The sequence below is a fragment of the Pseudobythopirellula maris genome, from assembly GCF_007859945.1.
GTDB lineage: Bacteria > Planctomycetota > Planctomycetia > Pirellulales > Lacipirellulaceae > Pseudobythopirellula > Pseudobythopirellula maris.
On sequence record NZ_SJPQ01000003.1, the window covers coordinates 379,000 to 397,518 of the forward strand.

Annotated in this window: 13 protein-coding genes; 4 read left to right on the top strand and 9 right to left on the bottom strand. The window is 66.6% G+C overall.

Going from position 1 to position 18,519, the window contains the following annotated elements; genetic code table 11:
* Positions 1 to 448 precede the first annotated feature (448 nt).
* Complete coding sequence (locus tag Mal64_RS14335; protein ID WP_197525778.1) at positions 449 to 1,198, top strand: TlpA family protein disulfide reductase; 750 nt, start codon at positions 449 to 451, stop codon at positions 1,196 to 1,198.
* Between the two features lie 1,561 nt (positions 1,199 to 2,759).
* Here the strand turns inward: Mal64_RS14335 and Mal64_RS14340 are convergent.
* The 5 genes from Mal64_RS14340 to Mal64_RS14360 all read right to left on the bottom strand — a co-directional run bounded on the left by Mal64_RS14340 (position 2,760) and on the right by Mal64_RS14360 (position 8,425).
* Positions 2,760 to 3,551 carry a 4'-phosphopantetheinyl transferase family protein gene (locus tag Mal64_RS14340; RefSeq protein ID WP_146401433.1) on the bottom strand — a complete coding sequence of 264 codons (792 nt, stop codon included), beginning with the start codon at positions 3,549 to 3,551 and terminating at the stop codon, positions 2,760 to 2,762.
* A gap of 196 nt (positions 3,552 to 3,747) precedes the next feature.
* On the bottom strand, positions 3,748 to 4,251 hold the full coding sequence (locus Mal64_RS14345) for a HAMP domain-containing protein (protein WP_146401435.1): 504 nt from the start codon (positions 4,249 to 4,251) through the stop codon (positions 3,748 to 3,750).
* Positions 4,252 to 4,434: 183 nt separating this feature from the next.
* Positions 4,435 to 5,847, bottom strand: a complete 1,413-nt coding sequence (locus tag Mal64_RS14350; RefSeq protein ID WP_146401437.1) for a serine hydrolase domain-containing protein — start codon at positions 5,845 to 5,847, stop codon at positions 4,435 to 4,437.
* Positions 5,848 to 5,879: 32 nt separating this feature from the next.
* Entirely contained in the window at positions 5,880 to 6,893 is a 1,014-nt protein-coding gene (locus Mal64_RS14355; RefSeq protein ID WP_146401439.1) for a DUF6807 domain-containing protein, read from the bottom strand.
* Between the two features lie 155 nt (positions 6,894 to 7,048).
* On the bottom strand, positions 7,049 to 8,425 hold the full coding sequence (locus tag Mal64_RS14360) for a glycoside hydrolase family 28 protein (RefSeq protein ID WP_146401441.1): 1,377 nt from the start codon (positions 8,423 to 8,425) through the stop codon (positions 7,049 to 7,051).
* 293 nt (positions 8,426 to 8,718) lie between these two features.
* Between Mal64_RS14360 and Mal64_RS14365 the strand changes: the two genes are divergently transcribed.
* The 3 genes from Mal64_RS14365 to Mal64_RS14375 all read left to right on the top strand — a co-directional run bounded on the left by Mal64_RS14365 (position 8,719) and on the right by Mal64_RS14375 (position 11,984).
* Complete coding sequence (locus Mal64_RS14365) at positions 8,719 to 9,738, top strand: TRAP transporter substrate-binding protein (protein WP_231993764.1); 1,020 nt, start codon at positions 8,719 to 8,721, stop codon at positions 9,736 to 9,738.
* A 227-nt stretch (positions 9,739 to 9,965) separates the two neighbouring features.
* Complete coding sequence (locus tag Mal64_RS14370; protein ID WP_146401443.1) at positions 9,966 to 10,490, top strand: TRAP transporter small permease; 525 nt, start codon at positions 9,966 to 9,968, stop codon at positions 10,488 to 10,490.
* A 192-nt stretch (positions 10,491 to 10,682) separates the two neighbouring features.
* Positions 10,683 to 11,984 carry a TRAP transporter large permease gene (locus tag Mal64_RS14375; RefSeq protein WP_146401445.1) on the top strand — a complete coding sequence of 434 codons (1,302 nt, stop codon included), beginning with the start codon at positions 10,683 to 10,685 and terminating at the stop codon, positions 11,982 to 11,984.
* Here the strand turns inward: Mal64_RS14375 and Mal64_RS14380 are convergent.
* The 4 genes from Mal64_RS14380 to Mal64_RS14395 all read right to left on the bottom strand — a co-directional run bounded on the left by Mal64_RS14380 (position 11,936) and on the right by Mal64_RS14395 (position 18,363).
* A complete protein-coding gene (locus Mal64_RS14380; RefSeq protein ID WP_146401448.1) occupies positions 11,936 to 12,649 on the bottom strand; it encodes a hypothetical protein in 714 nt (237 codons plus the stop codon). The genes Mal64_RS14375 and Mal64_RS14380 overlap by 49 nt on opposite strands.
* 134 nt (positions 12,650 to 12,783) lie before the next feature.
* Positions 12,784 to 13,707 carry a serine/threonine-protein kinase gene (locus Mal64_RS14385; protein ID WP_197525780.1) on the bottom strand — a complete coding sequence of 308 codons (924 nt, stop codon included), beginning with the start codon at positions 13,705 to 13,707 and terminating at the stop codon, positions 12,784 to 12,786.
* A 473-nt stretch (positions 13,708 to 14,180) separates the two neighbouring features.
* On the bottom strand, positions 14,181 to 15,203 hold the full coding sequence (locus Mal64_RS14390) for a ThiF family adenylyltransferase (RefSeq protein WP_146401452.1): 1,023 nt from the start codon (positions 15,201 to 15,203) through the stop codon (positions 14,181 to 14,183).
* Between the two features lie 121 nt (positions 15,204 to 15,324).
* A complete protein-coding gene (locus Mal64_RS14395) occupies positions 15,325 to 18,363 on the bottom strand; it encodes an excinuclease ABC subunit UvrA (protein ID WP_197525781.1) in 3,039 nt (1,012 codons plus the stop codon).
* Positions 18,364 to 18,519 lie beyond the last annotated feature (156 nt).

An 18,519-nucleotide genomic window follows, 5' to 3' on the forward strand; every position in this document is an offset into this window, starting at 1 on the left:
TTTTTGGGCCAAGGTTTGAGTCGGTTCGGTGGAAGGGGAACCACGAAGGAACAACGCCGACGATCGCAGGATAGCGCCGCAGCGCGAAGCAGGTCCCACGCGGCTGGCAAAAAGTTAGGGTGGCTGGGTTCGCAGCCGCTAGACGTAGCCCCCAGCTTTTAGCGAGCAGACGCCCCCTTGGTGATTCTCCGGGGGCTCCGCTTCGCTGCGACCCCGGGCGCCCGGCGCATAACGCGTGCCGAACAGGATTGGGGCAAGCCAGCAGTGGCGCCCGGCGCCAAATGTGGGTCACACATTTGCACTTGGCGGTGACACAGAAGATCCATTCCGAGCATTATCAGCTTCCTTCTCCAAGATAGTTCTGAATGCGTCGAACTGCAGACACCACAACTGGGTCGATTCCATCCGATTCGGCTGGAGCGTTCAAACGCCTTAAATCCGCGCAGGAGTGAGCAAGCTCATGCACCTTCAAACGTACATCGTCGCTTCCTACTGCCTCCTGGTTGTTTTTTCCTGCTTGCTGTTGGCCGCAGTCGCGTTGCTCGGTACGGCGGCTTTCGAATGGAAAACACCTTTGAGAAATCGACGCCTCAAGACTTCCTGTGGGCTATTCCTCGCAGCTTTAGTAGTCCTGGCATTGCCTAGAGTACTATTTGCGTTTGTTGAATTCTCCCAAGGGATGACGAAGGAGATGTACGAGAAGAATCGCACCGAAATGGACAGCAGAGCATCCGAAACATCCCATGTAGGCCTTGGGGAATTCGCTCCAGATTTTTCCATTGAGGTGGACGATGGCACGTCCTTCACGCTGTCTGGGCACAGAGGATCGGTCGTCCTCGTCAACTTCTTCAGGACTGATTGTGGGCCATGTAATCTAGAGTTCCCTGTGTTGCAGGAGATCTGGGAGAAGCACGGCAGCCGAGATGACTTCGGCATGATTGCAATAAGCCGTGGCGAAACGATGGAGGCCGTCACCTCGTTCAAAAGTGCAAACAAGCTCACGCTGCCTACTGCGGTTGATGATAACAGCTCTATCTACGATCAGTACGCTCCGGCGCACATTCCTCGAACTTACCTCGTGTCACGCGATGGAACGATAGGCTTCCAAACAATGGGGTTTATGAGTGACTACAAGTACGACGGGGACTCAGAACAGTTGCGCACGACTGTCGCGAATGCCTTAGCTAAAGGTCAGTAATCCAACGCCCCTTGCTACCTCTCCAACTGCGTAAGCGGGTAGCCCAGGTTCTTGAACCTGGGTGGCGAAGCCACGAGAAGCCGCCGTGGGGCGTTGCCGGACGGTTGCGTCCTTTGCGCGAGGAGGCCAGCCCTGGTGCTTCTTGTCGCCTGCGGCGACCCAGGTTTGAAAACCTGGGTTACCCGGTTTGAGTCAGTGAGCGCGTAAGGGGAACCACGAAGAAACGACGCCGACGATCGCAGGATAGCGCCGCAGCGCGAAGAAGGTCCCACGCGGCTGGCAAAAAGTTAGGGTGGCTGGGTTCGCAGCCGCAGGCGTAGCCCCCAGCTTTTAGCGAGCAGACGCCCCCTTGGTGATTCCCCAGGGGCTCCGCTTCGCTACGACCCCGGGCGCCCGGCGAAGTCTTCGTCTTTCTCGAAGATCGTCATCCGTGCGTTGACCCGGTTGAGGGCATAGTAGACCAAGCCTCCTTGCGCTGCTCGTCGCGGTCTTCCTATGCCGCTTGTTCAACAGTTACCAGGGGGGATGTCAACAAAAGGTTCCTGACACCTTTAATTATGCCTTTATTTATGCGTATTCACCTACACGGTGAGTCAATCCGAAGCAGGTGTGCCACACTTATGGAACTCTGAAGTTTTTTGGATTTCTCTGTTAGCTACTTATAGACACTCTACAGATTGATGGTACATCTATGGCTAGTTGGAACTCTCCTTCTTTAGCATGGGGTATTGCCATGGACCGCAGAGACTTGCTTACCGCGAGTGTAGCTGGAGGAAGTGCTCTTATGTTTGGGGGCAACTTATTTGCCGATGAGGTCAAGAATTCAGAGTTAGTAGGTAGTGTTGGCGATTTTTCTTCAGAGGAACTTAAACTAGATTCCTTCGAAGTGATCGAGACATCGACAGCATTGAAGGCTGGTAGCGGCCCTCACGAACTTAACCTAGGAGACATACGCAGAGGCCGGCACATGCGAGAGTTTAACGTCCCTCGCGGTACCACCTTGGTCCTAGGTCAAGTGCAAGAGGGCATCCACGCCGGAGATGCGGTGTATTGGACGCTAGGTACAGCAATACGTGCTGAACAGACAGGCGATTGGCGATGCCGGGTGGTTTGGCAAATGAACTGGGGTCCGAATGATGCCCTGCCAACTCGCTTTCGCTATATACGTTACTAGCATCGCTAGTCCGGGAGAACAAAGGTGCCAGGAACCGTTTATGCCTTCCTGCTGCAGGTGGACGCTCAATATAAGGTTCCTGACACCTTTATTTACCTGACAGCGGGTAGCCCAGGTTCTTGAACCTGGGTGGCGAAGCCACGAGAAGCCGCTGCGGGGCGTTGCCGGACGGTTGCGTCCTTTGCGCGAGGAGGCCGGCCCTGGTGCTTCTTGTCGCCTGCGGCGACCCAGGTTTGAAAACCTGGGCTACCCGGTTTTCAAGGCGGACGTGGGGTGGCGGGGGCGCACCCGTTAGGGAAGCCCCCGAGCGTGCCGGGCCGGGCCTGTGGGGCACGGGGGCTTCCGCTTCGCGGTGCGCCCCCGCCACCCTTTTTGGGAGATGGTCTGTCAGAGCAGACGATCGCTCGGCGCCGAAGCGAGGACTACGACGCAGCCGCGCCAGTCGGCTGTGCGGGCTGTCATTTCTCGGTCGCCGATGACGATGCGGTGCTCGCCGGGGGCGGTCTCTTGGCAGGCGACCGTGGTGAGGCCGACGCCGACGCCGAGGCCGATGACCTTGGCGGCCGCCTCTTTGAGGGCCCAGAGCGTGGTGAGGCGTTGCTCGGGGGATGGTTCGCCGAGCAGGCGGTCTTCGGGGCCTTCGAACATCGCGCGGAGCTTGACGAGCCGCGGCGAGACCTCTTCGATGTCGACGCCGAGCCGCTGGCCCGGCTCGGGCGCCAGGCACGCCAGGGCGACCGGGCCGGCGGTCGTGTTCTTGTGCGAGATCGAGCAGTCGTGGCGGCCGTCGTCGCGCCACGCGCCGGCTTCGCTCAGCGCCAGCCGGGGGCGGCCCTTCGCATCGACGCGCAGCTCGCAGTCTTGCGGCGAGGCGGCCAACTGGTGGCCGATCGCCAGCTGCTTGACCAGCACGCGGCCGGCGAGCCACTCGCGGCGACGGGCTGGCACGCCGCGCGTGGCGTGCTCCGCGCGCTCGGCGGCGGTGAGCCAGGCGTCGCGCAAGGTGCGCCAGGCGTCCTCGTCGGGGCTGCCGATATCGGCCAGCGCCAGCGCAACGCCGGGCGCTTCGAGCCCCGGGAGCTTTAGAGGCAGCAACGGCAGAGGCAGCAACGGCAGGGGCTGCCGCGGCGACAGTGGCGGCGGCGACACGCCATCGGCGTCGCCCGGTGGTCTGTTCATGGGTGGCGTCCGTTCCAACGGCTGGTCACGCGAATCAACTCACCCCGCCGGCCGCCCTGCGTGAAAAACGAGGGGGGGCAGTCAAGCGGGGAGGCTCGTCTCGCCAACCAGTGTGACCGCTGCGGCGATCGATTGCGACCGCACGCGGCTTGTGCGGCCGCGGCCCGGCGGCCGATCCGCGCACTGCGGACGGGTGTCAGCCGACCGCTTGCAGCTCGCTCTCATGGGGCTCCAGGCCGTCGCTGCTCGGTCGGCTCTCGGCCTCGGCGAGGCGGGCCTCGAGTTCGTTGATCCGTCCTTGCATGCCGTTGAAGGCCTCGGCCAACTCGTGCCAGAAGTCGCCCTTGCGGAAGCGGATGGGGGCGACGCGGTCGCCGGCGGCGCTCTGACGCATCACGCGCCGCAGACGCAGCATCGGCCCGGTGAAGCGGTGCGACATGCGCATCAGGTCGTAGAGCGCGATGGGGCAGACGACCACCGCCGCCAGGGCGGCGAACGCGACCGTGGAGAGCACGGCCGACATGGTCGCCGGGTCGTTCGCGAGCGTGGCGAATCCGGGCGTCGCCATCGTCCAACCGATCATGGCCAGCATGCCGACCATCGCCAGGCTGACGAACCAGTACCGCACGGCCTGGGCGATGAGCGCCCCTTGGACCACGGGGTCGACGAATTGTTTCTTACGCTGTTGCTTCGCAGCCATGGGGTGAAGCCTCCCGCCTCGATGAGGGCCTGTCGGATAAGAAACGGCTCACCACCTGCAAAAAGTGAACCGCCATTAAAACCCTAGCCCACAATCCATAGTGGGGCCGTGTCGAATAGCCCTTCAGTAGCTGCGGCAGATCGCCGCGGGGCCGCGGATCGCCCTGCGCCGCAGCGAAAAGAGTCACTTGATCGGCATCCGCACCGCCCGCAACTCCATGCCGTTTTGATGGAGTGTGAGGGTTTTGAGGCTTTGCACGTCGTCCTCTGCGGGGGCGGCCGGGTCGCCGAAGGTGATCCGGGCCGGGACCACGCGGTACCGGAACTCGGTCGGCGAGGCGGCGTGCAGCCTGAGGGCGGGCTGGGCGGTCAGCTGGGCGGTGAGGCCGCGGTCGTCTTGGCGGACAACGACCCAGGCGAGCGGCGTGATCATGTAGGTCCCCTCGTACGAGGCGAGCAGCTCGGGATCGACCTCCACCATCTCGGGCAGCTCGATCGGCTCGGGGCGTTCGCCGCGAGCGGCTTGGAGCAGCTTCTCGCCGAGCGGGGTGACGCCCGCGGCGGCCGTGTTGGCGAGCACCACCACGCCGCAGCCCTCCTCGGGCGCCAGGCTGACCGAACTGGCGTAGCCGCCGGTCATGCCGTTGTGCCACCAGGCGTTGGAGTCGCTCGATCGGAACCAGGCGAGGCCAATCGCCGCCGCCGCGCCCTCGCGGCCGTTGTCGTGCCGCACGCGCATCGCGTCGCGGAGGGCGGCCGTGGCGGCGGGCGTTTCGGATCCGTCGCCGGCCAAGGCCGCTTCAACCAGCTTGACGAGGTCGGCCGCCGTCGAGCGGACGCCTCCCGCCGCGGTGAGGCCGCCCAGGTTCCAGGCGCCGTTGGGTGTGAGGTCGGCGTCGTACGGCGGCGCGAAACGCTCGCGCATCGAGTCGGTGAGCGCGACGCGCGTGTCGCTCATGCCGAGCGGCGCGCACAGCCGCTCGACGAGCAGCTCTTCGTAAGATTTGTCGGTAGCCCGCTCCAGCACGAGGCCGAGCACTCCCATGCCGAAATTCGAGTACTCGTCTTCGCCGGGAGGCCGGGCGGGCTTGGTCTTCGCCAAGTCGCCCCAGACCCGCTCGCGGGTGAAGCCGGCGTACGGGTCGAGGGCGTCGAGAAACAGCAGGCTCTTGAAGCTCGTCATGCTCGGCGGCAAACGCGGCAGGCCCGAGGTGTGGGTCGCCAGATGGGCGAGCGTGATCGGCTCGCCGAGCTCGGGTACCTTGATCCCTTCGGGCGTGTGGGCGCTGAGCGTATCGCCCTCACTCAGCAGACCACGCAGCTGGGCGTCGGCCAGCAGCGTGCCGGTGAGCGCCTTGGTGAACGAGCCGACCTCGTAGACCGTGTGCTCGTCGGGCGCGACGCCCGCGCCCTTTTCCATCTCGCCGAAAGCGAAGAACCGCACGCCGTCGTCGTCGACGACACCGATCGTGCAGCCGACGAGTAAGCCGGCGTCGATCAGGGGCTGGGCGAGGCGCTCGACCTCGGCGCGGTCGATCGCCCTGGCGGACGCGACTGGCAGGAAAGCGAGAAACAGCAGGATCAAACGTGTCAGCATGGGGTGTCCTTTCGACGGACATTCGCCGCCGCTCAGTCGAGCTTGGAGTATTTTTCGAACTCCGCCTCGAGATCGATCGTGTCGGCGCCGCCGTGGTGCAGCAGCACCATGTAGCGGAGCTTCAGGGGCTTGCCTTCGGCGAGCTCGAGCTTGCCCGGCTCGCTGGCGGCGGCTTGCTTCTCCTCGGCCGTCTTGCCGCCGAGGTAGGGCTTCACGCCGATCGGGTTGGCGGCGAACAGGCCGTACTCACGCGAGTGCCAGCGCGGCTCCGGATTGTAGCTGGACGGGTGGACCAGGATAGCGAGCCCGACACGCTCGCCCCCCTCGGTCGCCGGGCCGCTGTAGTCGGCCCAGCTGGCCCGCCGGCCCCACGACTCGCCGTTCTTCTGGCCGTGGTTGTTGACGAACGAGCCGCCCATCTTGGCGTCGTTCTTCATCGTTCCCGGCACCCGCACGGCGAAGAAGCCTTCCTTCGTGTCGCCGATCACCAGCGGGCCCTTGGGCGACCACAGCCTCAGCCGGCAGTCGATCCAGCGCGTTTCTTGGGGCGTGCCGAGGTTCTCGACGCCAAACTCCATCAGCCGCTGGTCGCAGGCGACCACGTCGCCCGCAGGGTTGATCCAGTCGTTGCGCGAGCCGACGGTGGCGACCTCGCCGGTCGTGTCGGCCCGCACCCACTCGCGGTGCTGCTGCGTGCCGATCGGGTAGTGGCGGTCGCGCTGCGGGGTTGGCTCGTGCCAGAAGTCGAAGCCATTCACCCCCTCGTAGCCCCACCACAGCGAGCGGTGGTGGTTGTGGTCGACGTGCTCGTGCGGGCCGGGGGCGCCGACGGGGTAGGAACGCGTCATCGCCTCGCCCGTCGGGCCGTTGAGCGGCCAAACGACCGGCCGCGTGCCGCTGCGCTCCAGGCAACGGGCGAAGACCTCGCCGTCGGCCATGACCGTCACGCCGTCGTCCTCCTGCGAGACCGACATGACGGCCCGCTCGGCGGCGTGGGAATTGAGGGCAACCAGAAGCAGCGACAGCAAGCAGAGGAGGCGGGTCATCGTCGTACCTAAAAAGCCTGATTTGAAACTAAGAAACAACGTATAGAACGCGGTTCGAGCGGATCGGGGTCGACCGAGGCGTCTATTTCAACCGCGTCGATCCGCCCAATCCGCGTGTATCGGCGTTCCATCCTTAAGTAGAGGGTACGCTGCGATCACTTCGGCATCGAGAAATTCTCGAGCGACAGGTCCTCAACGTGCTCGATGAGGCTCGGCTGCTTGGCGCCGGCGAACGTGCAGTTGCGGAGCGTCAGGCCCGTGATCGGCGCGTCGGGCAGGCCGACCAGGTGGAGCGCCCGCTTGCTCTTCTTCGACGTGACGTTCTCGAGCGTCACGTTGCTCACATGCGGCACGTGGGGGCCGGTCTCCGGCTGGTCGTAGACGAGATTGATGCGGAACACGGCGTCGCTCACCTCGCCGACCTCGACGTTGCGGACGTGCATGTTGCGGAGGTAACCGCCGCGCATCGAGTTGCTCTTCAGCCGGATCGCCCGCTCCAGGTTCGGGCTGCTCATGTAGCAGTCTTCGACGAACACGTTCTCGATGCCGCCCGACATCTCGCTGCCGAGCACCACGCCGCCGTGGCCGTCGCGCATCGTGCAGTTGCGGACCACGATGTTCTTGCTCGGCGTGCCGATGCGGCGGCCGTCGGCGTTGCGGCCCGACTTGATCGCGATGCAGTCGTCGCCCGTGTCGAACACGCAATCCTCGATCAGCACGCCGTCGCACGCCTCGGGGTTGCAGCCGTCGTTGTTAGGGCCGTGGCTCTCGACGGTGACGCCACGCACCGTGACGCTCGTGCAGAGGACCGGGTTCTGGCACCACATCGGCGAGCGGTTGAGCGTGTAGCCCTCGAGCAGCACCTTGTGGCAGCGGTAGGGCTGCACGAAGTTCACCCGCAGGGTGTTCCCCTCGCCGAAGACCCGTTTCTCGGGGGCCACGTTGCTCTCGGCCTGCTCGCGCAGTTTGTTGATGTCGCCCCGCTCGCGTTTCCAGGTCCACCAGTGGTCGTCGTCGGCGCCGCCGTCGAACACGCCGCCGCCGGTGATGGCGATGTTCTCTTGGTCCAAGGCGTAGAGCGGCGGCGAGTAGGTGTAGACCTCGGTCCCCTCGAAGCGGGTGAGCACCGGCGGCAGGAAGTCGTTCGGCTCGTTGCTGAACTGCACCTTGGCGCCCGCCTCGGCGTGCAGGTTCACATTGCTGAGCAGGTGGATCGGCCCTTTGACGAACCACTCGCCCGCCGGGATCACCACGCGGCCGCCGCCCGCGGCGTTGCACGCCTTGATCGCGGCCTTGATGGCCGGCAGGCAGTCGGTCTCGCCGCCCGGCTCGGCGCCCCCTTCGTAGGCGTCGTCGGTGATGACGAAGTCGTTGTCCGGGAAGGTCGGCTCCTCGATCGCGGCGAGGATATCCGGCGCCGAATCCCAGCCAACGGCGACGGCGTCAGCCGCTCGGGCCTCGGGGGCGTTCGCCACCAGCAACAAAGCAACGGCAACCAAGAGTGAGTTCAGCACGCGACAAGTCACAACCATGATCCGACTCCGCCCCCGCGGGCATATCTGAGAGAAAGAGAAATCGGGCGCGCAGAAAAAACGCCAAACCGATGAGATGATGTTCCGACTTCTAGGGTAGCCAAGCGACGGCTAGCAATGGAGAGCCCTATTCGCAATAATTTTCTCTTTAAACGCATCGCGCGTCCAGCCGCCGCTCGGCGTTGACGGCTGCCGCCTTGCCGAGCATGATCGCACGCACGGGATGCCGTCGCGTGTCGAGCACCCCTTTTCACATTGGCCATTCGGCGTCCCCTCAGCCCCTCGGCGACCCGTTGAACAGCAAAAGTTTCTCGATGTTTGCCGCCGGCGTGCTGGTCGGCCTGTTGGTGGCCACCTGCGGTTACACCTGGGTGCTGCGGCAGCCCAGCGGCGCGGTTGGCGGCGTGGCGGTGAAGGAGCTCAAACTCGGCCACAGCCTCGATCTCAACCACCCGGTCCACCTTGCGATGGAGCGCATGGCCGAGCGGCTCGAGGAGCTCTCCGGCGGTCGGCTCACCTTGTCGATTTCGCCCAACGGGCAGCTGGGCAACGAGGTGGAGTGCATCGAGCTGACGCAACGCGGATCGATGGCGCTGACCAAGACCTCGACCGCCACGCTCGAGGGTTTCTTGCCTGAGTTCGCGGCGTTCGGCGTGCCTTACTTGTTCCGCGACGAGGAGCACTTCTGGAGCGTGCTGCACGGCGAGATCGGCGACGAGCTGCTCGAGGCCTGCACCACGCAAAACCTCCGCGGCCTGTGCTGGTACGACGCCGGGGCGCGCAGCTTCTACACCGTGAAGACCCCGATCAACACGCCCGCCGACCTCAAGGGCCTCAAGATCCGTGTGCAAGAGAGCAAGACGGCGATCGCGATGGTCGAGGCCCTCGGCGGCGCGCCGACGCCGATGAACTTTGGCGAGCTTTACACCAGCTTGCAGCAGAGCCTCGTGGACGGCGCCGAGAACAACCCGCCGAGCTTCTCCTCGAGCCGCCATTACGAGGTCTGCAAAGAGTACTCGCTCGACGAGCACACGATGGTGCCCGACCTGTTGCTCGTGAGCGAGATCGCCTGGCAGAAGCTCAGCGAGCAGGAGCAGGGTTGGCTCCGCCAGGCGGCGGCCGACTCGGCCGTGCTGCAACGCGAGCTCTGGAAAGAGCGTTCCGACAAAGCGCTCGAAGTGGTGCAAGAGTCGGGCGTCCAGGTCACACGCCCCGACAAACAGCCGTTCATCGACGCCGTCCGTCCGATGCACGAATCGTACGAGGGCACGGATGTCGGCGCCCTGCTTGAACGGATCCTTGCGGTTGAGTAATCCACCACAGAGACACTGAGAAGGTTACGCAAAGAAGAATGGGACGCGGTTTTACGCGGATCAAGCGGATGACTCGACGCTCCAACGAAACCTGACCCTCATCCACCGTGAACAACCTACTTCCTTTATCTTGATCCCTTCTTGATCCGCTAAATCCGCGTTCACCCGCGTTCCATTCCATCCCGTCTCCGTGCCCTCTGCGCCTCAGTGGTTCACCCCGTAGCCGAATGATCCAGCTCCGCAACAGCCTCGTCCGCCTGCTCGAATTCGTGCTCGTCGTCATCGTCTTGATGATGACGTTCTCGGTGCTCTGGGGCGTGTTCACGCGGTTCGTCTTGGGCGACCCGGCGGCGTGGACCGAGGAGGCGGCCAAGTACCTGTTGATCTGGCTCTCGATGCTGGGCACGGCGGTCGCCTCGGCGCGCCGCGAGCACCTGGGGGTCGATTATTTCGTCAACCTGTTGCACCCCGACGCCGGCCGGCTGATGGCGGTGGTCGTCGAGCTGGTGGTCGCCGTGTTCGCCGCCGCCGCGATGATCTACGGCGGCTGGGTGCTGGTGAGCGAGACGCTCGCCAGCGGCCAGGTGACCCCGGCGATGGGGATCAAGATGGGCCACATCTACCTCGCCGTGCCGATCTGCGGGGCGTTCTTGGTGCTGTTCAGTTTGGAGCGTGTGGCGGAGCTGCTCAGCGGCGAAGAGTCGGTTCCCGAGCCTCCGCCCGAAGCGAGCGCGGAGGCAGACGCGATTTAAGGCCTTAGCTCCCCTCCCCTTGGTGGGGAGGGGCTGGGGGAGGGGTGATGCAGCGGGTACCCGGCGCGCCAAGTGAGCAGTTGGCCGTGCACCTGAGTCGCCCCCCTCCCTAACCCTCCCCACTAGGGGGAGGGAACTCATCGCGGCTCGCGCCGCGGCGTAGACAATCGATCCCTCAACCACGCTTTTGCGATGGACCCTCAAGTCGTCCTCCTCGTCGCCAGCTTCTTGATCTTGCTGGTCATGCACGTGCCGATCGCCGTGGCGCTGGGTCTCTGCGCGTTGCTGACGCTCGCCTCGCTCGGCGACACGCCGGCCTGTTACACCGTGGCCCAGCGGATGAGCAACGGCATCGCCAGCTTCCCGCTGCTCGCCATCCCGTTCTTCATCTTCGCCGGCAAGCTGATGGGCGAGGGGGGCATGGCGCGGCGGCTGATCTCTTTCGCCTCGGCCGTGGTTGGCACAAGGCGTGGCGCCTTGGCTTATGTCAGCACGCTCACCTGCATGATGTTCGGCGCCATCAGCGGCTCGGCCGGCGCGGCGGTCTCGAGCGTCGGCGGCATGATGATCCCCGAGATGAAGCGCAAGGGTTACCCCGCGCCGCTGTCGGTGGCGATCACCACGACCGCCGCCACGACCGGCCTGGTGATCCCGCCGTCGAACATCATGATCGTCTACGCGGTGACGTCGAACGCCGTGTCGGTCACCGCGATGTTCCTCGCCGGCGTCGTTCCGGGCATCGTCGTGGGCCTCTGCCTAATGATCGCCTGCTGGTTCATTTGCCCCGAAGAGGTCGATCCTGAAGCCGAGTCGGGCGTGGTTTCTGCGCACCCCAGCTTTTTCTCGTCGGCCCTCCAGGCCCTGCCGAGCCTGTTGCTGATCGTCATCGTGCTGTGGGGCATCCTCGGCGGCGCGTTCTCGGCGACCGAGGCGGCGGCGATCGCCGTGCTCTACGCCTTCCTGCTCGCCACGGTCTTCTACCGCGAGGTGCCGCTGAAGGACCTGCCGCGCATTTGCGTCGAAACGGGCGTCTCCACCGCGGTGATCTTCTTCCTTATCGGCGCCAGCATGGCGATGAGCTGGGTCATGGCCCGCGAGGGGATCCCCCAGATCGTGGCCGAGGGGATGATGGGTCTCTCGGACAACCCGATTGTGATCTTGCTGCTGATCAACCTGCTGCTGCTGTTCGTCGGCACGTTCATGGACATGACGCCGGCCGTGCTGATCTTCACGCCGATCTTCCTGCCGATGTGGATCTCGATGGGCTACGACCCGCTGCACTTCGGCGTGGTGATGATCGTGAACCTCTGCATCGGCCTCTGCACGCCGCCCGTGGGCACGTGCCTGTTCATCGGGTGCAGTGTGGGCAAGACATCGATCGCCGAAGTCGTGAAGCCGTTGCTGCCGCTGTTCGTGGCGATGTTCGTCGCGCTGATGCTGATCACCTACTGGCCGGCGCTCTCGCTCTGGCTGCCGGGCGTGCTGGGGCTCTGATCCCCCTCGCCGGTCTCTTGGGCGTCGCGTGCGCCGTGCGTCGGTGCGAGTTGCTCGGTCATCGGGTCGGCGGCGACGCGCTCGAGCGTGTCGGCGCGCGATTCACGCTCGCCGTTGGTCATCCGCCAGCCGAGGTAGCCCCCCGTGGCGAGCAACGCGACCGTGGCGAGGGCCAGCATCGCGTAAGGCAGCCAGTGAGCCGCCCGCTCGACCGTATCGACGCGCTGCGCCAAGCGGTGCGCGCCGAGACGCGTCACCCCTTCGGCCTCGGCGGCAGAGACCTCTTTCTCGTGCTGCGTCCGCTCGGAACGGGCCGCGGCTGGGGGGATCTTGTCCGTGTTCTTGAAGGCGGCCGGCCCAACCGACAGGTTCGTGGCCCGCTCGAGCGGCTTGAGCGCGCTGGCGTCTTTGACAAACCCGAGCTTGTCGACCAGCTCGCAGCCGCGCACGCGCCACTTCGTGACCAGATCGTCGAACGCCGGGTCCATGCCCATCAGCGCGTCGAACCGCTCGGCGTCGCACGCCACGACCAACCCGCCGCTCGAGCGGCAACGGCCGAACGCGAACCGCCGCTCCAACCGGTCGGCGAACTTCTGGAAGCTCGCCACCTCGTCGAGCGTCGGCTGTTTGCCGGGCGGGAACACGACGTAGCGGTAATCGCTCATACGGCAATACACACCGGCCGAACAATGTGGGACAAGACCGCCGAATTGTACCGCGCCGCGCCGAAAGGCGAACGCTTTTTGCGAGCCCCACCGAGCGAAGATTTAGCCACGGCTCGCCGACGGCTTGCGCGCGACTACGCCGACGCCTGGAAGCAGAGGATCTCGAGCCGCACCAGCTCGTCGATCACCTCGCGGTGCGACGAGGGCCGGCGCAGCGGCTCCTTGGCGAGGAGGCGATGGACCAGCGACGCGACCGGTTTCGGCAGGTCGGGCCGCAACTCGCGCACACACACCGGCTTCGCCTGGCGGTGCATGGCGATCAGCTCGGCCGGGTCGTCGCTGTCGAGCGGCGGGACGCCGGTGAGCGTTTCGTAAAGCGTGGCGCCGAGGCTGTAGAGATCGCTGCGCAGGTCGGTCGCGGCCGTCGACACCACGCGTTCGGGCGCCAGGTAGCGGAGCGTGCCGACCACCGCCCGCGAGGCCCAGCCGACGCTGTCGCGCGGCGATTGGCAGAATCCCAGGTCGATGAGCGTCGTGTGGCCGTCCGTGCCGACGATCAGGTTGGCGGGCTTCACGTCGCCGTGGATCATGCCGACCGCCGCGTCGATCGCCGCGAGACCCTCGCACGCCTGGCGGGCGATCCACAACGCCAGAGCGAGCGGCGGCCGCTTTCCCGCGGAGAGTCGCTCGGCGAGCGTGTCGCCCTGGATGCGCGGCATGGCCAAGAAGAACGGCGGGCTCGCCACGTGGGCGGCCAGCACCGGCGCCACATTCGGGTGCGACACCCGCGCCCCGACCCACGCCTCACGCCGCTGCGCGTCGATCGCCCGCGGGTCGTGCCACCATTCCTTGCGGAGTGTTTTGACGGCGTACACCGGCCGGCACTCGGGCCGGTCGATCGGCCGCGCGAGGTAGACCCGCGTCATCGCCCCCTCGCCGAGCTGGTTGACCAGCTGCCAAGGGCCGAGACGGCCGATCGCCTTGCGGCGCTCCTTCGGCCGCGACGCGCCGAAGAGACTCGGCCGGCGGACGCTCTCGTGTTGTTCGGTGGTCGCCATCCTTGGCGCCTTCCGGTCGGTGGTGTGTATCGAAGAGCTAGCAGGCAAGCCGGCGCAGAACGCCGTCTCACTACCCATCGGCTCGCGGGGGCGATCGCATTAACCCGCCATCTGTAGGGACCGCCGTCTGTGGCGGTCCTGGCACCGCTGGATGGGTGGAAACGCACCCATCGTTTCGTCGTGCGGAGCTTGTTGCAGCTGTGGAACGCGGGTACCCGGGGCCGGAACGCCACGGAGAGCGTTCCCTACAGGGCCTGGGGATGGTGGGGACCCACCGGTCGTTTCATGTGCGGAGCGTGTTGCAGCTGTAGAACGCGGGTACCCGGGGCCGGAACGCCACGGAGGGCGTTCCCTACAAGGTCTGGGGATGGTGGGGACCCATCGGTCGTTTCATGTGCGGAGCTTGTTGCAGCTGTGGAACGCGGGCACCCGGGGCAGGAACGCCACGGAGGGCGTTCCCTACAGGGTCTAGATTAGCTCCCCACCGTGCGGGCCAGCACGCTGCGGGCCTCGGCCGGGTCTTCGACACCGGCGACGATCGCCCGGCCGTCGGCGAACAGCGTGATCTGGTAGCCCTCGATCTCGAGCCGCAGCAGGTACGGGTTTGCCGTCACCTGGCCCAAGGGCGCCAGCTTCGCTTGCATGGCCACGAGGTCGATCCCCGCATCCGAGGGCGGCGAGAGCTGCACCGCGTTGCGGCCGCACAGCACCACCGGCTCGGCGCCGCGACGCCCCTCGAGCCAAGGGAACTCTCCCCGGCCGCACGCCGGGCAGTCGCCCGAGTCGCGCAGCGCGTCGACCGCCAGCTGCCTGATGCGGTTCGACCACAGGTCGACCACCGTCAGCTTGCGCGACACCGCCTCGAGGTTGCCCGAGAGGATCTTGAGCGCCTCGACCGCCTGGAGCGATGCGACGAGCGAGACCGCTGGGCCGAGCACGCCGGCCGAGTCGCAGGTGGGGGTCGCCTCGACCGGCGGCGGTTCGGGCGCGATGCAGGCCAGGCAGGCGGTCTCGCCCGGCAGCACCGGCATTGTCTGCCCCTCGGCGCCGATCACGCCGCCGTAGACCCACGGCAGCGCGTGCTTCACGCAGTAGTCGTTCACCAGCAGCCGCAGCTCGAAGTTGTCGGCGCCGTCGACCACCACGCCGGCGCCTTCGGCCAGCTCGGCGATGTTGCGGTGCGTGACGTCGGCGACGACCGGCTCGACCGTTACCTCGGAGTTGATGCGGCGCAGCTTCGCGGCCGCGGCGACCGCCTTCGGCAGCCCCGCGGCGACGTCGGCCTCGTCGAAGAGCGCCTGGCGCTGCAGGTTGCTCAGTTCGACGTAATCGCGGTCGACCAGACGCACCCTCCCGACACCCGCCCTGACCAGCGCCTCGGCGAGGTGCGTGCCGAGCGCTCCGCAGCCGGCCACGAGCGCGGTCGCCTCGGAGAGGCGGCGTTGGCCGTCGTCGCCGATCGGGGCGAAGCGTGTTTGGCGCGAGTAGCGGGACATGGCAGGAGCGATCAGCTTTCAGCGGTCAGCTGTCAGCCCTTTGAGTACTTCTTGCAACCGAATACTAATTGTTGTTGGTCGCCGATTCGAAAGCTGAGAGCTGAACGCTGATCGCTGAGAGCTAATCTTCTTCCTCTTCCTCGTCGAGCGCCGCCATTGCCGCATCGCGGCGGGCGAAGGCCTCGGCCAGGGCTTGGCCGGTGGCCGACTGCTCGCAGGCGGCGACCGTTTCGGGCGTCCCTTTCACCACGACACGGCCGCCGTCGTCCGATGCGCCGGGGCCCAAGTCGATGATCCAGTCGGCGGCCATCATCATCGGCACGTTGTGCTCGACGACCAGCAGCGAGTGGCCGACGTCGAGCAGCGCGCCGAAGCAGTCGACCAGCTGCATCACGTCGGTGAAGTGCAGGCCGGTCGTCGGTTCGTCGAGCACGAACAGCGTCTTGGCCGACTTGCCGCCGCCCTTCTTGGCGCCGGGGCGGTCGCCCGACAGATGGGCCGCGAGCTTCAGCCGCTGCGCCTCGCCGCCCGAGAGCGTGTTGGCCGGCTGGCCGAGTTGCAGGTAGTCGAGCCCCACGTCCAGCAGCCGCGTCAGCCTGGCCTGCACCTTGGGGCAGCCGCGGAAGAAGCGGAACGCCTCGTGCGCGGTCATGTCGAGCACCTCGGCGATGTTGCGGTTGCGGTACTTCACGGCGAGCACCTCCGGCCGGTAACGCCGCCCGTCGCACTCGCGGCACTTCATGTAAACGTCGGCCATGAACTGCATGTCGATCTCGAGGAACCCGGCGCCCTGACAGGCGTCGCAGCGGCCCCCTTCGAGATTGAAACTGAAGTGGCTCGCCTTCAGGCCGCGCGATTTCGCGTCGGGCTGGTCGGCGAACACCGCCCGGATCGGGTCGAACGCCTTGATGTAGGTCACGGGGTTGGAGCGCGGCGAGCGGCCGATCGGCTGCTGGTCGATCAGGACCACGTCGTCAAGGAGCTTGGCGCCGAGCAGGTCGTCGTGCGCGAGCGGCCCATCGCCCACGGTGCTCGCCTCGTTGCCGCTCTTGGTCGCCGAGTTGCTGCTCGCACTTTTTGCGGACCCGTTCTTGGCGGCGCTCTCCTTGGCCGAGCTGTGCAGCATCCGCTCGAGCGCCGGGTAGAGCGTCCGCAGCACGAGGCTGCTCTTGCCGGCGCCGCTCACGCCGGTCACCACCGTGAGCACGCCAAGCGGGAACTCGATGTCGAGCCCCGTCTCGGGCTCGGCGCCCCGCAGGTTGGCGCCGCGGGCGCCGAGCAGGGTGAGCTTCCCCTGATCGGTGGGGCGCCGCGTGTCGGCCGTGGCGCGCACCGCGCGGCGGCCGGCGAGCCAGTCGCCGGTGCGGCTCTCGCGGCAGCCGACGATCTCGTTGGGGGGACCTTGGAACACGACCTCGCCGCCGTCGAGCCCGGCGCGGGGGCCGAACTCGACCACCTGGTCGGCGCGGCGCAAAACCTCTTCCTCGTGTTCGACGCAGACCACGGTGTTGCCGCGGTCGCGCAGCCGGGCGATCGCTCCCGACAGCGCGTCGACGTCGGCCGGGTGCAGCCCGACCGACGGCTCGTCGAGCACGTAAAGCATGTCGACCAGGCTCGATCCCAACGTCGAGGTCATCGCCACGCGCTGCGCCTCGCCGGTGCTGAGCGTCCGCAGCGAGCGGTCGAGCGTGAGGTAGCCGACTCCCACGCCACGCAGGTAGTCGAGTCGCGCCGCCAGCTCTTCGAGCATCAGCCGCCCGACCGCACGTTGGTGATCCGAGAACTCCGCCTCGGCCAGCCAGCGCTCGGCGTCGGCCACCTTCATGGCGCACAGCTCGGCGATGTTCTTGCCGGCCAGCCGGACGGCCAGGGCCTCGTCGCGCAGCCGCGCCCCGCCGCACGCCTCGCACAGCCGGTAGCTCCGCCAGCGGCTGAGGAATACGCGCAGGTGCATCTTGTACTTGCGTCGTTCGAGCCAGCGGAAGAAGCCGTTCAGGCCGCCGAACTCGCGCGCGGGAACGCCCTCGACCACGAGGCGCACCTGCTCGTCGGTCAGTTCTTCGAACGGCGTGTCGACCGGCAGGTCGTAGTCGGCCGCCAGGGCTAGCAGCTCCTCGAGCTCGTGGGCGTAGGCGGGCGTGTTCCACGGCGCCACGGCGCCCGCGCGGAGCGACTTCGACCGGTCGGGCACGACCAGGTCCATGTCGGTCTCCACGACGCTGCCGAACCCCTCGCACGTTTCACATGCGCCCAATGGGCTGTTGAAGTTCAGCAGTTGCGGCTCGGGCCGGGCGAAGGTGCGGGCGCAATCCGGGCACTCCAGGCGGGTGCTGTGGCGGGCGACGCGCCACGGTCGGCCGTCGATCTCGATCGACTCGGCCGACCGTTCTTCGCTCTGCGAGAGCACCACGCAGGCGCCCTCGCCGGCGTCGAGCGCCGACTCGACCGATTCGGTCGCGCGTCCCTCGGCCCCCTGGCCACCGGTCAGGCGGTCGACGACGACGATCATCTCGGCGCCCGCGGGCAGGGTCTTGGCCGCCTCGGCGTCGAGCGGCAAGGTCTGGCCCTCGCAGACCGTGCGGACGAAGCCGCGCTCGATCAGCTCGGCCACGGCGTCGGCCACCCGCGCCCGCTCGGGCAACTTGCGGAAGAAACCGACCATCTGCCGCACCCCCTCGGGCGCCGCGGCGAGGCTCGCGGCGATCGACTCGACCGAGTCTTGCCGGACTTCCTTGCCGCACTCGGTGCAATACGTCACGCCGGCCCGCGCGAAGAGCAGCCGCAAGTGGTCGGCGATCTCGGTGGCCGTGGCCACCGTGGCGCGGTTCGAGCGGCTGGCGTTCTTGTGCGTCACGGCCACCGCGGGGGGCAGGCCCTCGATCCGCTCGACGGCCGGCTTGTCGAGCTGGTCGAGGAACTGCCGCGTGTACGCCGAGAAGCTCTCGATGTAGCGCCGCTGCCCCTCGGCGTAGAGCGTGTCGATCGCCATGCTCGTCTTGCCCGAGCCCGAGGCGCCGCAGAAGACGATCAGCTTGCCGCGCGGCAGGTCGAGGTCGACCTCGCGCAGGTTGTGCGTCTCGGCGCCGACGACGCGGATCACGCCAGCCGCATCCGTTTCGGCGGGGGTCTCTTCGAGCGATTCGGTCGGGGCGGTGCTCATCGGCTACGGGGCGCTCATCGGCGGCGGGGCGGAGCTGATCTAGATACGCTTTGCCCTTGCGGGCGTGGCTGGACGTGAAGCAATCCCGTAGGATACCCGCTCAGGCGGGTTCACGCCAAGGATTGGCCCCCGCCCTACTCCGGCTGTGGGAGGCGT